The 14,115-nt window shown below is 72.3% G+C and carries 16 protein-coding genes; 3 read left to right on the top strand and 13 right to left on the bottom strand.

The genetic code is table 11. From position 1 onward, the window contains the following. Positions 1-11 precede the first annotated feature (11 nt). The 9 genes from Q9S36_RS27065 to Q9S36_RS27105 all read right to left on the bottom strand — a co-directional run bounded on the left by Q9S36_RS27065 (position 12) and on the right by Q9S36_RS27105 (position 6,058). Positions 12-320 carry a DUF2469 domain-containing protein gene (locus Q9S36_RS27065; RefSeq protein ID WP_210648639.1) on the bottom strand — a complete coding sequence of 103 codons (309 nt, stop codon included), beginning with the start codon at positions 318-320 and terminating at the stop codon, positions 12-14. Beyond that, positions 317-1,105 (bottom strand): ribonuclease HII, encoded by a 789-nt coding sequence (locus Q9S36_RS27070; RefSeq protein ID WP_311287937.1) that lies wholly within the window; start codon positions 1,103-1,105, stop codon positions 317-319. Before Q9S36_RS27070 ends, Q9S36_RS27065 begins: the two co-directional genes overlap by 4 nt. A gap of 8 nt (positions 1,106-1,113) precedes the next feature. Further along, on the bottom strand, positions 1,114-1,926 hold the full coding sequence (lepB, locus tag Q9S36_RS27075; protein ID WP_311287938.1) for a signal peptidase I: 813 nt from the start codon (positions 1,924-1,926) through the stop codon (positions 1,114-1,116). Between the two features lie 59 nt (positions 1,927-1,985). Beyond that, a complete protein-coding gene (gene rplS, locus Q9S36_RS27080) occupies positions 1,986-2,336 on the bottom strand; it encodes a 50S ribosomal protein L19 (RefSeq protein WP_311287939.1) in 351 nt (116 codons plus the stop codon). A 197-nt stretch (positions 2,337-2,533) separates the two neighbouring features. Next, entirely contained in the window at positions 2,534-3,724 is a 1,191-nt protein-coding gene (gene trmD / locus Q9S36_RS27085; protein ID WP_311287940.1) for a tRNA (guanosine(37)-N1)-methyltransferase TrmD, read from the bottom strand. Beyond that, complete coding sequence (gene rimM, locus Q9S36_RS27090) at positions 3,721-4,296, bottom strand: ribosome maturation factor RimM (RefSeq protein WP_311287941.1); 576 nt, start codon at positions 4,294-4,296, stop codon at positions 3,721-3,723. Before rimM ends, trmD begins: the two co-directional genes overlap by 4 nt. A 129-nt stretch (positions 4,297-4,425) precedes the next feature. Beyond that, positions 4,426-4,668, bottom strand: a complete 243-nt coding sequence (locus Q9S36_RS27095; RefSeq protein WP_311287942.1) for an RNA-binding protein — start codon at positions 4,666-4,668, stop codon at positions 4,426-4,428. A gap of 2 nt (positions 4,669-4,670) precedes the next feature. Further along, complete coding sequence (gene rpsP / locus Q9S36_RS27100; RefSeq protein WP_311287943.1) at positions 4,671-5,210, bottom strand: 30S ribosomal protein S16; 540 nt, start codon at positions 5,208-5,210, stop codon at positions 4,671-4,673. Further along, entirely contained in the window at positions 5,189-6,058 is an 870-nt protein-coding gene (locus Q9S36_RS27105) for a GNAT family protein (RefSeq protein ID WP_311287944.1), read from the bottom strand. Before Q9S36_RS27105 ends, rpsP begins: the two co-directional genes overlap by 22 nt. 89 nt (positions 6,059-6,147) lie before the next feature. Between Q9S36_RS27105 and Q9S36_RS27110 the strand changes: the two genes are divergently transcribed. Both Q9S36_RS27110 and Q9S36_RS27115 read left to right on the top strand, forming a co-directional pair. Next, a complete protein-coding gene (locus tag Q9S36_RS27110) occupies positions 6,148-7,053 on the top strand; it encodes a VanW family protein (RefSeq protein WP_311287945.1) in 906 nt (301 codons plus the stop codon). Between the two features lie 96 nt (positions 7,054-7,149). Further along, the gene (locus tag Q9S36_RS27115) at positions 7,150-7,680 is read left to right on the top strand and encodes a hypothetical protein (RefSeq protein WP_311287946.1); all 531 of its coding nucleotides are present in this window, start codon (positions 7,150-7,152) and stop codon (positions 7,678-7,680) included. A gap of 89 nt (positions 7,681-7,769) precedes the next feature. Here Q9S36_RS27115 and Q9S36_RS27120 read toward each other — a convergent pair whose 3' ends face one another. Then, positions 7,770-8,861 (bottom strand): amidohydrolase family protein, encoded by a 1,092-nt coding sequence (locus Q9S36_RS27120; protein WP_311287947.1) that lies wholly within the window; start codon positions 8,859-8,861, stop codon positions 7,770-7,772. A gap of 85 nt (positions 8,862-8,946) precedes the next feature. Then, positions 8,947-10,974: a glycoside hydrolase family 3 protein gene (locus tag Q9S36_RS27125; RefSeq protein ID WP_311287948.1), complete on the bottom strand. Its 2,028-nt coding sequence runs from the start codon at positions 10,972-10,974 to the stop codon at positions 8,947-8,949. An 83-nt stretch (positions 10,975-11,057) separates the two neighbouring features. Between Q9S36_RS27125 and Q9S36_RS27130 the strand changes: the two genes are divergently transcribed. Next, positions 11,058-12,305 carry an ROK family transcriptional regulator gene (locus Q9S36_RS27130; protein ID WP_311287949.1) on the top strand — a complete coding sequence of 416 codons (1,248 nt, stop codon included), beginning with the start codon at positions 11,058-11,060 and terminating at the stop codon, positions 12,303-12,305. On the opposite strand, the gene Q9S36_RS27135 is transcribed toward Q9S36_RS27130, so the two are convergent. Both Q9S36_RS27135 and Q9S36_RS27140 read right to left on the bottom strand, forming a co-directional pair. Further along, positions 12,306-12,668: a hypothetical protein gene (locus Q9S36_RS27135; protein ID WP_311287950.1), complete on the bottom strand. Its 363-nt coding sequence runs from the start codon at positions 12,666-12,668 to the stop codon at positions 12,306-12,308. 15 nt (positions 12,669-12,683) lie between these two features. Beyond that, the gene (locus Q9S36_RS27140; RefSeq protein WP_311287951.1) at positions 12,684-13,913 is read right to left on the bottom strand and encodes an aminopeptidase; all 1,230 of its coding nucleotides are present in this window, start codon (positions 13,911-13,913) and stop codon (positions 12,684-12,686) included. Positions 13,914-14,115: the final 202 nt, after the last annotated feature.

The following is a 14,115-nucleotide window of genomic DNA, read 5'->3' on the forward strand; positions in this document are numbered from 1 at the left end:
GAGCCGGGCGCTCAGTCCTTCGGCGGGTCGATGTCCTGCGAGGCGAGCTCCTCGACGTTGACGTCCTTGAACGTCAGCACCTTCACGTTCTTGGCGAAGCGGGCGGGGCGGTACATGTCCCACACCCAGGCGTCGCTCATCGAGACCTCGAAGAACACGTCGCCGCTCTCCGAGCGGGCCTTCACGTCGACCTGGTTGCAGAGGTAGAAGCGCCGGTCGGTCTCCACGACGTACTTGAAGATGCCCACCACGTCGCGGTACTCGCGATAGAGGGTGAGCTCCATCTCGGTCTCGTACTTCTCGAGATCCTCGGCGCTCATGCGTCCTCCTCGGTGGTGTCGGGCCACGCGCCCGACGGCTGTCCCGGCCCTTCCCCACCGACCCTAGTGGCCGGGTCCTCGCCGGGTCCGGCGATCGGCTCGAGTCCGGCGGCACGCCGGACGTTGACGAACCTCATGCGGTGCACGGGGCAGGGGCCGTGCTCGGCCAGCGCCGCCTCGTGCTCTGCGGTGATGTAGCCCTTGTGCGTCTTGAAGTCGTACGACGGCCAGTCCCCGTCGAGGCCGACCATGAGCCGGTCCCGGGTGACCTTCGCGACGACCGAGGCAGCGGCGATGCAGGCGGCGACCCGGTCGCCCTTCCACACCGCCAGCCCGGGGACGCCCAGCCCGTCGACGGGGAAGCCGTCGGTGAGGACGTAGGACGGCCGGGTCCCGAGGCGGGCCACCGCGCGCCGCAGCGCCTCCACGTTGGCCACGTGCATGCCCAGGCGGTCGCACTCCTCGGAGTCGATGACCACGACCGACCAGGCCAGCGCCCGGCGCACGACCTGGGCGTAGACGCGCTCGCGCGCGGCCTCGGTGAGCAGCTTGGAGTCGGCCAGGCCCGGCACGATCCCGGCCTTGCCCGGGGGCAGCACCACGGCCCCGGCGACCAGAGGCCCCGCGCACGCACCGCGACCGGCCTCGTCGACGCCGGCGATCGGCTCGAGGCCGGCACGCCGCAGCGCCCGCTCGTAGCCGTAGAGGCCGGCGTCACGACGTACGGTCACCGGGCCGGGGAGGGGCGCCGGGACCGGGACCGACAGGTGGGTGGACTGGCTCACGACAGACCTCACGAGGTCGGGTCGGGCACGTCCTCGAAGCTGTCCGGGCGGTCGTTCCAGCGGAACCGGTCGGCCGGCCAGAGCAGCACGAAGACCTTCCCGACGACCAGGTCGACCGGGACGAACTCGTCGCCCGGGACGCACTCGGTCTCGTCGGACTGGCACATGTGGAAGGACGAGTCGGCCGAGCGCGACCGGTTGTCGCCCATGACGAAGATGTGACCCTCGGGGATGGGGCCGACCTCCCAGTCGGATGCGCACTTGTCGGGCATCGGCCCGTTGCAGGTGGCGCCGCTGCGCTTGACGTAGTCGTCCTCGTCGAGCGGCTGCCCGTTGACCTGGAGGCGCCCCTGGTCGTCGCAGCAGGTGATGGTGTCGCCGGCCACGCCGATGACCCGCTTCACCAGGTGTCCCCCGGTGGGGTAGAGCCCGATCTTGGCCATCACCTTGGCCACCGGGCTGGTCGGGCCCGCGGCCTCGGTCGGCGGCAGCCACCCGCCCGGGTCCTTGAAGACCACGACGTCGCCGCGCTGGGGGCCGGCGTCACCCCAGTAGGACGGCTTCTCGACGAGGATCCGGTCGTTGAGGATGAGGCCGGGCTCCATCGACTCGGACGGGATGTAGAAGGCCTGGACGAAGAACGTCTTGATGACGATGGCCAGGACGAGGGCCACGCCGAGCAGCAGGATCGTCTCCTGCCAGAGCGGCAGCTGCTTGCGCCGCGGCTTGCCGTTCCGCCGCGCCCGGTCGCCCCCCGAACGCGACGACCGCGGTTCCTCGTCCGCCGAGAGGGACGTGGAACCGCGGTCGTCTGAAGTCACGCGCAGAGACTAACCAGTCACTGGTCGAACTCCCGCCTCGCGGCGCGGACCCCGCCGGATCAGGACTCGCGGCGCTCCTTGATCTTGGCGGCCTTGCCGCGCAGGTTGCGCAGGTAGTACAGCTTGGCGCGGCGGACGTCACCGCGGGTCACGACCTCGATCGTCTCGAAGATCGGGGAGTTCAGCGGGAAGGTGCGCTCGACACCGACGCCGAAGGAGACCTTGCGGACGGTGAAGGTGCGACCGATGCCCGAGCCGTGGACGCGGATGACCACGCCCTGGAAGACCTGGACACGGGAGCGGCTGCCCTCGATGACCTTGACGTGGACCTTGACGGTGTCACCGGCGCGGAAGTCCGGGACGTCGTCGCGCTTGATGGTGTTGCCGAGGTCGGCGATCACGTTGCTCATGTCGTGCTCCTCGCGAGTGCCACAGGTCAGCCGCGGTATCGATGGTGCTGGTCGTGTCGGTCGGGCTCGAGGGGGCCGGGCCGGTGCGCCCCCTGTGGCAGGTGCGGTCCGGCGGGTCCCCGGGGTGGTGCATCGTGGATGCGTCCGGGCGACCCTGGCGTCGAGTGACCAGTGGAGAAGTCTGCCAGAGCGGACCGTCAGCGTGAAATCCGCTGTCCAGCCCCGGTGGCCGCCTTCTTGGTCAGCACGACGGCACCCGCCGGGGCCTTCCGGTCGGGTCGCATCCGGAACCCTGCCCTCTTGTACATCCGGATGTTGTCCACCGACCCCGCGCCGGTGAAGAGGACGTACGTCTCGACCTCCGCGGGCGCGAGTGCCTCGACGAGCTCGAGCAGAGCCCGCCCGAGGCCGCGCCCCTGGAGGTCCGGCGCGACCATGATGCGTCCGATGTCCCACTCGCCGTGCCGGTCCAGGCGGCCGCGCACGGCGCCGACCAGGCGGCCCGAGGACGGCTCGCGCGCGACCATCACGGTCCACTCCCCCAGCCCCCGGCGTACGTCGTCGAGCGACTCGCGCAGCGCCGGGATCTCCACGCCGGGGTTCGCCTCCAGCTCCTGGAGCCAGCACGCGCGCTGGAGGGTGTAGAGCTCACCTGCGTCCGCGGGCACCGCTGGGCGTACGTCGAGGTCGGCCAGCGCGCCGACCGCACCGGTCGCCGGGAGGAGGTCGGGACGCCGCTCCGCGGTGCGCCGCTGTGCTTGCTCGCGCCGCCAGGCGGCGATCCGCGCGTGGTCGCCCGACAGCAGCACCTCGGGGACGTCGCGGCCCTCCCAGGAGGCCGGCTTGGTGTAGACGGGGTACTCCAGCAGGCCGTCGGCGTGGGACTCCTCGACCAGGGACTCGGCGTTGCCCATGAAGCCCGGCAGCAGCCGTACGACGGCCTCGGTGATCGCCAGCGCGGCGACCTCGCCGCCGTTGAGGACGTAGTCGCCCAGGCTGATCTCGCGCACGGTGCCGAGGGTCGCGGCGTGCTCGACGACCCGCTGGTCGATGCCCTCGTAGCGGCCGCAGGCGAAGACGAGGTGCTCGTGGGTGCTGAGCTCCTCGGCGAGCGCCTGCGTGAACGGCTCCCCGCTCGGCGTGGTGAACACGATGGTCGCGTCGCGGGCGACGGCGTCGAGGGCGCGCCCCCACGGCTCGGGCTTCATCACCATCCCGGCGCCACCGCCGTACGGGGTGTCGTCGACGGTGCGGTGCCGGTCGGTCGTCCAGTCGCGGAGGTCGTGCACGTGGAGGTCGAGCAGCCCCCGGTCCCGGGCCTTGCCGGGCAGGCTCAGCCCGAGCGGGGCGAGGTAGTCGGGGAAGATCGTGACGACGTCGATCCTCATGCGCCGGGCTCGCCCTCGTCCGGGAACGGCGAGACCAGGCCGGGCCGGTCCGCGACGACCACGCGGCCGGCGGCGAGGTCGACCTCCGGCACGAGGGCGCTGACGAACGGCACGAGGGCGTCACGACCGTCGGTGGTGCGCACGGTCAGCAGGTCCTGCGCCGAGCCGTGGACGAGCCCCTTCACGGAGCCGAGCGGGACACCGTCGAGGTCGACCACCTCGAGGCCGACGAGCTGGTGGTCGTAGAACTCGTCGGGGTCCTCGGGCACCTCGTCGTGGGCGATCGTGGCGTGGAGGACGGTGCCCCGCGCGGCCTCGGCGGCGTTGCGGTCGGCGAGCTCGTCGAAGGTGACCAGCAGGGTGCTCTGGTGCCAGCGAGCGCGGGCGACGGTGAGGACGGACGGGCGGCGGTCGGCGCCGGCGGGCGCCTCGGCGCGCAGCACGCTCCCGGGGGCGAAGCGCTTCTCCGGCTCGTCGGTGCGTACGTCGAGGGTGACCTCGCCGCGGATGCCGTGGGGCTTGCCGATGCGGCCGACCACGACCTCGATGTCGGCCTTGCTGTCCTCGCTCACGCGGCCCAGCGTAGAGGGACCGGGTGGTGAGCCTCCCAGCGACTCGAGGACCGAGGTGTCGGGGGCGAGACGCCGCGACGGGCGCCACCCCGGAAGGGGTGACGCCCGTCGATGAGGCGGTGCGCCGCGTCAGCGGCGGCGGTCGGTGTCGACGAAGTCGACACGCGCACCGCCGCGGCCCGCGAGGGCCGAGATGACGGTGCGGAAGGCCGTCGCGGTGCGGCCGTTGCGGCCGATCACCTTTCCGAGGTCGTCGGGGTGGACCCGGACCTCGAGGATCGAGCCACGACGCAGCTGCTTGTCGCGGACGGTCACCTCGTCGGGGTGGTCGACGATGCCACGCACCAGGTGCTCGAGGGCCTCGGCCAGCACGATCAGGCCTGCTTGTCCGCGTCGACGCCGGAGGTGTTCTTGCCGGCGTCCTCGGCCGTCACGTTCTCCAGGTCGGCGTTGGCCTCGGCGGCGCCCTCAGGGGTCTCCGACGCGGGGACCTCGGCGGCTGCCGGCTCCTCGGTCTTCTCCGCCTTGTCGGCCTTCTTCTTGGTGGTCACCGCGGCGCCCTTGGGCTCGGCGGACGCCTCCTTGAGGGCCTCGTTGAAGATGTCGAGCTTGGAGCGCTTGGGCTCCTTGACCTTGAGGGTGCCCTCGGCGCCCGGCAGGCCCTTGAACTTCTGCCAGTCACCGGTCACCTTGAGCAGGGCCTCGACGGCCTCGGAGGGCTGGGCGCCCACGCCGAGCCAGTACTGCGCCCGGTCGGAGACGATGTCGATGAGCGACGGCTCCTCCGTGGGGTGGTACTTGCCGATCTCCTCGAGGACCTTGCCGTCGCGCTTCTTGCGGGAGTCGACGACGACGATGCGGTACTGCGGCACCCGGATCTTGCCCAGGCGCTTCAAGCGAATCTTGACGGCCACGTTTGTGGTGTCTCCTCAGAAATTGTCGTGGGTGAGCGACCCTCTCCCAGGTGGGGGCACCGGGTCCGGTCACTCGATGGGCGCTGCGTCGCTCGGATGAGAGGGTCCGGGCGCGCAGGACACGAGGAAAGATTCTGCCAGACGTACGCCGCGCACGACCAATCCGGTCCGATCCGCGCCCGTCGCGGGCTACGCGGCCGCGTCGAGACCGATGAAGGCGCGGACCGCCTCGGCGCCGTGCACCTCGACGGGCACGTCTCCGCGCACGAAGGTCTCCGGCGTGAGGACCAGGCCCTGGTTGAGCGCCAGCTCCCCTCGCGCCGCTTGAGGCGGGTCATCGCCGTGGGCTGGTAGCCGACCTTGCGCGAGACCGCGAGGGAGGCGGGGTTGTCGATGAACGCCGCCGAGGTGATCTCCTCGAAGCCGAGGTGGTCGAACAGCAGCGCGCACATCGCGCGGCGCATCGCGGTGCCGAGGCCCCGCCCCTGGAACTCCCGGCCGAGCCACGAGCCGGTCTCGCCGGTCCGGGTGACCGGGAAGTTCTTCGCGGCGACCCCCTGGCTGCCGATCACCCGCCCGTCGAGCAGCACCGCGAGGTCGAGGCAGAAGTCGTCCGGCGAGAACGTCGAGCGCTTGCCCCAGTGGTAGGCCGCGGTGTTGCGGCCGAGCTCGCCGGCCGGCGCGGCGGTCCAGGGGAAGTAGAACGGCATCTCGCCCGGGTCGTGGATGCCCGCCTCGGCGGCGGCGCACAGCTCGACGATGAGCTCGTCGGTCAGCCCGCGCAGCTCGAGCGGACCGGCGACCACGCGCAGGCCGAAGGGCGGGTACAGGTCCACGGCGGTCGTCATGGGTCCATCCTCATCGAGCCGGCGTGACGGTCACAAACCGATTCCGTGCCGCCCGGCAACCACGCGCGCTCCCCCCGCGTCTACCGGTCATGACCACAGCGCACGCGGGGCACCTCGACCCCCTCGAGCTCCCGGCGCGGCTGACCGCTCCCCCACGCCCGACCCAGCGCCACCCCTGGCTGCTGCCCGTCGCCGTCGCGGTGCACCGGGGGCGACGTCGTACGCGGTGGGTGCGGGACGCGTGGTCGGGTCGGATTGTGTGGGCGCGCACCCGTGCCGCCGCAGACCTGCCGGTCCGGGTCAAGCAGCACGGCTCGCTGCTGCTGCGCGAGCTCGACCCGGCGCAGATGCACCTGCAGCACAGCAAGGTGACCAACCTGCGGCTCGCTGCCGGCCGCCTGGACGGTGTCGTGATCCGGCCGGGAGAGACCCTGTCGTTCAACCGGGTGGTGGGCAACTGCACCCGTCGCAAGGGGTACGTCGAGGGGATGAGGCTCTCGAACGGTGCAGCCGAGGCGGGGGTGGGCGGCGGGATCTGCCAGCTGGCCAACCTCGTCCACTGGATGGTGCTGCACTCGCCGCTGACCGTGGTCGAGCGCTCGGAGCACTCGTTCGACCCGTTCCCGGACCGCGGTCGGGTGCTGCCGTGGGGCGTGGGGTGCTCGATCGTCTACAACTACGTCGACCTCGTCGTCCGCAACGACACGGCGTACACCTTCCAGGTCCGCACGTGGGTCGGCGAGCGGTACCTCCACGGACAGCTGCGTGCCGACACGCGCCCCGAGCACGCCTACCGGGTGGAGGCGCGCGACGAGCAGTTCCTGCGCCGCGACGGCCGGGTCTACCGGCGCAACCAGGTCTGGCGACGGGTGCTCGACCGCCGCACCGGAGACCAGGTCGGCGAGGAGCTCGTGAGGACCAACTGCGCGCTGGTGGTCTACGAGCCCGGGCCCGGGGTGGAGGTCGTGGACCTGGACGGGCCGGGCCAGCGCTGACCCGACGCGCCGAAGGGCCGCACGGGTTGTCTAGACCAGACGGCTGCGGCATGCTCTCGCCCGGTACAGCATCCCCCGACCAGAGGAGAACCCTCGATGAAGCGCACCATCCGTCTGACCGCCGGCCTCGTGGCGACCGCTGCCCTGGTGGCCCCCTCCGGGCTCGCCACGGCACAGCCCGCGAAGCCGGACCACTCCGTCAAGGGGCAGACCAAGCAGCTGCTGAAGGACATCGCCGGCAAGGACGCGCGCCTGGACCGGATGTCGACGAGCGACGCGGTCACCCGCCTGGCGGACGACACGGAGGCCACGCTGGTCGCCAACATCGGCGAGGCGCGCACCGACCTCGGCGAGTTCAAGACCGCGGTCGAGGCCGCGGACAGCACCGTGGACACCAAGGCGGTACGCAAGGAGCTGCGCTCCTTCCGCGTGGAGAACTTCCGCATCGTCGCCAACGTCCTGGCCAAGGCCGAGCGCCTCGAGGAGTCGGCCGCCAGTGACGCCGAGGCCGTCGAGCACCTCACCGCCGCGGAGGACGCCGCCCTGGCGATCACCGCCACCAGCACCAAGGCCGACATCCGCGCCGCGCGCGAGCACGTCAAGGCCGCGCAGGCGGAGCTCGGCTGACGAGCCCGACCACGACCTGACGGTCCCCTCGGAGGGCGGTCACCCGGCTGGGTGGCCGCCCTTCGTCATGCCCCCGTCGTCATCCCCGGTCATCCTCTGCGGTCGCCGACCAGCGCGCCTCGCAGCACGATCGCCCTCGGCGTACGGAGCACCGACAGGTCCTCGACCGGGTCGCGGTCGTAGACCACGAAGTCGGCCGAGGCCCCCTCCGTGAGGCCGTCGACGCCGAGCCACTCGCGGGCGCGCCAGCTGGCGGCGCCGAGCGCGTCGTGGGCCGGCATCCCGATGCGCACCAGTGCCTCGATCTCACCGGCGATGTTGCCGTGGCGGCTGATGCCGCCACCGTCGGAGCCGGCGTAGATCGGCACCCCCGCCTCGTGGGCCGCCATGATCGTGGCGGGCATCCGGGCGTAGAGGTCGGTCATGGTGGCGGCGTAGTCGGGGAACCGCTCCTGCCCGGCGGCGGCGTGCTCGGGGAACTTGTCGAGCTGCATCACCGTGGGCACCAGCCGGGTGCCGCGCGCCACCATCGCGTCGATGAGGTCCTCGGTCAGTCCCGTGCCGTGCTCGATGCAGTCGATGCCGGCCTCGATCAGCCCCGGCAGCACGCCGTGGCCGAAGCAGTGGGCCGTGACCTTCGCGCCGTGGGCGTGGGCGGCGTCGATGGCCGCTGCGAACGCCTCGGCCGGGAACGACGGCGCGAGGTCACCCTCCTCGCGGGAGATCCAGTCGCCGACGAGCTTGATCCAGCCGTCGCCGTTGCGAGCCTCCTGCGCGGCGTAGGTCGCCAGGTCGGCCGGTTCGACCTCGTGGGCGTAGTTGCGGATGTAGCGCTTCGTCGCGGCGATGTGGCGCCCGCAGCGGATCAGCCGCGGCAGGTCGTCGCGGTCGTGGATCCACCGGGTGTCGGCGGCCGACCCGGCGTCGCGGATGAGCAGTGCTCCCCCGTCGCGGTCGTCGATCGCCTGCTGCTCGGTGGCGGCGTCATCGGTCGCCCCGAAGTCGTCGAGCCCGAGGTGGCAGTGGGCGTCGACGAGCCCGGGCACGATCCACCCCTCCGCCACGGTGTCGGCACCCGCCTGCGGCTCGAACGTGATCCGGCCGTCGACGACGTACAGGTCGCGGGCCTCGCCGTCGGGCAGGACCGGTCCGCGGAAGCGCTGGGGGCTCGTGTGCGACATGCACCGACCCTAGCGAGGACGACCGGGGCCCGAACCGTGGCCCGACCCCGTGCGGGCCGGGCCACGGAGGGCCGGACGGCAGCGGTCAGCGCCTCGCGCGCAGGCCCCAGCCGTAGGGGTACAGCGGGTCGTAGTCGGCGTCGCCGACGTTGATCGGCTCCTGCGACACCGCCCGGGGCCAGCTCACCGGGAGCCTGCCGGTGTAGGGCTTGCGGCCGAACAGCACGTCGGTGACGCCCTCGCCCTGGCTGCCCGGCAGCCACGCCGCCTGGACGGCGTCCACCTGCGAGAGCAGCGACGGCTCGAGCACGAGCGGGCGACCGGAGACCAGCACGACGACGCAGGTCTCCACCTTCGCGCAGACCGACGTCACCAGGTCCTGGTCGGCCTGGGTGAGCTCCATGGTCTGGGGCGGACGCGGCACGCCGTTGTCGGCCGGGTCCCAGGCCCACTGCGGGCCGCCGACGTCGCCGAACCCCTCGGCGTACGGCGTCTCGCCCACGACGACCACCGCGGACGCTCCCTTCGGGACCGGCCTGGACCCGTCGGCGCTCCAGGTCACGTGGGTCGCCTCGCCGCGCACGCCGTCGAGGATGGTGTTCCCCGGGACCTGGTGGGTCGAGCCGCCCTGCCAGGTGATGGTCCACCCACCGGCCTGGTCGCCGATGCTGTCGGCCTTCGCGCCCGCGACGTAGACGGGCTTGCGGCGCGGCAGCGGCACCGCCCGGCGCTCGTTCTTGAGCAGGACCTGGGACTCGGCGACGGCCTGGCGGGCGACCCGGCGGTGCCGGTCACTGCCGATGTCGTCGATGTGGGTGCGGTCGGTGAACGGGTGCTCGAAGAGACCGAGCTCGAACTTCTTGGTCAGGATTCGCCGGACCGCGTCGTCGATGCGCGAGACCGGCACCTCGCCGCTGTCCACGAGGTCGGTGAGCGTCGGGATGAACTCGTCCCAGCCGGACGGGTTGTTGGGCGCCTGGATCGGCTCCATGAACATGTCGACGCCGGCGAGCACGGACGCCTCGACCTGGTCGCGGTAGGTGCCGGGCAGCTGCCGGATCGCGCGCCAGTCGGAGATGACGATGCCGTCGAAGCGCATGTCGCCCTTGAGCGTCTCGGTGATCAGCTCACCGTTGGCGTGCATCTTGATCGGGTCGCCGAGACCGTCCTCGGTCCAGTCGACGCTGGAGAACGACGGCATGACCGAGCCGACGTCGTACTTGCGGACGGCCGGCCAGTACGGCGCCAGCGCGAGCTCGTCGAACGTCTCCCGGTCGACCTCGGCGACCCCCTGGTCGATGGGGTAGGCGCCCGTGCCCGCCAGCGACTCGTCGTAGGTCGTCAGGCCGTCGCCGGCGAAGTGCTTGGCCGAGGCCAGCACGTGGTCGGTGTCGTCGAGCTGGCCGGGGCGGCCCTGCAGGCCACGGATCGCGGTCGTCATCGAGGTGACGAGGTCGGGGTCCTCGCCGAACGACTCGTAGGTGCGGCCCCAGCGGTCGTCGCGGGCGACGCAGAGGCACGGGGCGAACGCCCACTGCGGCCCGGTCGCGCGGGTCTCCTGCGCGGTGATCTCGCCGATCCGCTCGACCAGCCGGGGGTCCCGGGTCGCGCCGAGGCCGATGTTGTGCGGGAAGACCGTGGCCCCCATGAGGTTGGCGTGGCCGTGCACCGAGTCGACGCCGTAGATCAGCGGGATGCCGAGCCGGGTGTCGAGGGCGGCCCGCTGGAAGCGGTCGACCATGTCAGCCCACTGCTCGGGCGTGTTGGGCGTCGGCGTCGAGCCGCCGCCCGAGAGCAGGCTGCCGAGCCCGTAGGTGGTGATGAGCGAGGGGTCCGCGTCGACGTCGGCGCGCTCGGCCTGCGCCATCTGCCCGATCTTCTCGGCGAGCGTCATCCGGCCGAGCAGGTCGTCGACCCGCTTGCCGATGGGCAGCTTCGCGTTGCGGTAGGCCGCGCCTGCCGGGGCCTGCGACGCGTCCTGCGTCCCGGCACCCGAGGGCGCGGGCACGCCGAGCATCGTGGTGGACAGCGCTGCCGCGGCGAGGACGCCGACGGCGGCCCGGAGACGTGTTCGCAGCGGTTGTTGGAGAGGTCGCTGGAGAGGTCGTTGCATGGGGGTGCTCCCTTACCCGAGTGGGAGAGCGTCGACGTGACGCCCGTCACATCGAACGTAGGAAGCCGCTATCGTGCGCGTCAATGTCGAAAGGTCTCCCCGACGCCGATCTTTCCGCCGGTTCCCGCACAAACCCGCCCGGTGTCACGGCGCCCGCCCGGCCGCGTTCGCGGGGCGGCTCGCTGGAGGACCTGAGACGGGCGAACCGGCGGCTCCTCATCAGCCACCTCGTCGTCGGGGGACCGAGTAGCCGGGCCGAGCTGGCCCGCGCCACGGGCCTGTCCGCCACCACCGTCTCCAGCCTGGTCAACGAGATGCTCCGGGCCGGACAGGTGCGGGAGACGAGGACCGGCCGCCCGCACAAGGGAGGGTCGGGCCGCCCGCCGGTCCTCGTCGAGCTCGCCACTCCCCCGGGTGGCGTGGTCGGCGTCGACGTCGGACACGGGCACGTCCGGGTCGCGGTGGCGGGACCGACCGGCGCGGTGCTCGCCGAGGACGTCCGTCGCTTCGACGTCGACGCCACGGGACCGGGCACCCTCGACCTGGCAGCGGCCCTGGTCCGCGAGACCCTGGCCGTCGCCGGCCTTGATGCGGGCGGGGTCCACGCGGCCGGCATGTGCGTGCCTGCCCCCGTCGACCGCGCGACCGGCACGGTGAGCACCGGCATCCTGCCGGGCTGGCGTGGGATCGATCCCGCACAGGAGCTCGCCAAGCGCATCCAGGCGCCGGTCATCGTCGACAACGACGCCAACCTGGGGGTGCTCGCCGAGGTGCGGCACGGCGCCGCCCGCGGCCACCAGGACGTGGTCTACGTGAAGCTCGCCAGCGGTGTGGGCTCGGGACTGGTGCTCGGCGGACGGGTGCACCGAGGGACCACCGGCATGGCCGGCGAGATCGGCCACGTGCAGGTCGGCGAGGACGGCGTCGTGTGCCGGTGCGGCAATCGCGGCTGCCTCGAGACCCGCGTCTCCGCGCGGCACCTCCTGGCCGTGCTGCAGCCCGCGCACGACGAGGAGCTCACCGTCGACCGGGTGCTCGACCTCGAGGCGTCGGGCGACGCCGGCGTGCGCCGGGTGCTGTCCGACGCGGGCACGACGATCGGACGGGCGCTCGCCGACCTCGCCAACCACCTCAACCCCTCGATGGTCGTCATGGGCGGACCGCTCGGGAGCGCGGCCTCGGTCATCGGCGGCGTTCGTCAGGCGCTCGACCGCTACACCCAGCCGGCGGCCGCCGCGGCGGTCCAGGTCAGGTCGGGCGAGCTGCGCGAGCGCGCCGAGGTCGTCGGAGCCGTGACCATGGCGGTCGCGATGGTGACCGCGGGCGACTGATCAGATCCGGTCGAGCAGCCAGGACGGGCTGAGGACCTGGGCGGGGGCGACGTTGGCGGCCAGCAGCCGGTCGGCGGTCACCACCACGACGCTGCGCCCGCCCTCCGCGGCGCGCCGCGCCTGGGTCCGGATCTCGCTGTCGCCGTCGCGGGAGGCGTGGACCGTGGTGACGTGCCCGTCACGGCCTGCCCGCACACCTCCCTTGGCCTGGCCCTCGAGGACCAGCACCACCTCGTCGTACGGCGTGTCGGCGACGAGGAGCCGCTCGTGGAGCCGACGGGCCGCCCCCGCGCGGTCCTTCCACCACCCGTCGGGGACCGAGCCCACCACGTTGGCGGCGTCGACGACCAGGACCGAGACCATCGGTCCATCATCGCGCTAGTCCGACAGCACGAACTCGTCGCCCCTCGTCACCGGTACGACGGACCCGTCGGCGTGGATCCCGTCGATCTGCACCTCGGGGCTGCCGATGACGATGTCGACGTGCGTGTCGGACTGGTTGAGCCCCTGGGCGAGGCGCTGCTCCGGGGAGAGCTCCACGGTGCCGTCCATCGCGCTGGTGTAGCCCATCCCCCAGGCGACGTGCGAGCCGACGTTCTCGTCGAACAGCATGTCCTTGTAGACCAGTCCGGTCCGGGCCACGGTGGAGTCCGAGTCGACGATGGCGACCTCACCGAGGTGGCGCGAGCGCGGGATCAGGTCGAACTGCGCCTGGACCTCCTCCTCGCCCCGCGTAGCGGTGGCGCCGGTGATCGTGCCGTCGCTGATCTCCAGGGCGAGGTCCTCCACGAGCGCACCCATCGAGGCGAGGAAGAACGGGGCGGAGGTGCGGACGTGGCCCTCCGCGCGTCGCCAGTCCGGGGAGATGAAGACCTCCTCGGTGGGCATGTTGGGCACGAACTCGACCCCGTCCTGGTTCTCCAGCGCGCCGCCGATCCAGCGCGACCCCGCGGCCATGCCGAGCGTGAGGTCGGTGCCGGGCCCGCGGTAGCGCACGCGGTCGAAGCGGTGCCCGTTGAGGATCTCGGCGCGGGCCCGGAGCTTGGCGACGTGCGCCTGCCACGCGGCGACCGGGTCTGCCTGGTCCAGACGCATCGCCACAGCCACGGCGTCCCACAGCTGGGCGAGGTCGGCGACGCCGACGCTGTCGGCCCAGCCCTTGGTCGGCGCCCCGACCACGGTCCAGGCGACCTGGTTGGTGACGATCAGCGGCATCACCTGCTGGATCAGGTCGATGGGCGTCGACCTCGCCAGCCGCGTCGGGTCGAGCCCCTCCATCAGCGCGGGGTGGGGGTTGCCGGTGAGGCTGATGAGGGCCGGCTTGCTGTCCTTCCACGCGCGGACCTGGGCGAGCTCGTGGTCCTGCGAGACGCCGAGCTGGTCCTCGGGGCCGTGCTCGACGGCCGCGCGCTGGACGTGCGGGTCGACGTAGTCGATGCGCACCCGCGAGGCGCCCACCCGGTACGCCTCGTCGGCGATCGCGCGCGCCGCCTCCGCCTGCTCCGGCAGGCCGTTGATGACGACCTCCTGGCCCGGCTGCACGTTGACACCCACGCGGACGACGAGGCGGGCGTACTTCTCCAGCAGGTGGTCGAACGGCTCGGTCATGGCCTCACTCAACCAGCCGGCGGGGCTGCGGAGAAGACATGCGGGTGTCGACGCGTCCCCCAGACAATGTGGAAGATCCGGGTCACCTGGCGGCTCGGATGCTCCACGATCCCGCAGCAGTCCCCGGATATCCGGGGACTCCCCTCGATCTCCGGGCTGGGTGGTTTCGACGCGCTCGTGCGACTTCGTCCCTCAGTCGCGT

It is taken from the genome of Microbacterium sp. ARD31 (genome assembly GCF_031844425.1).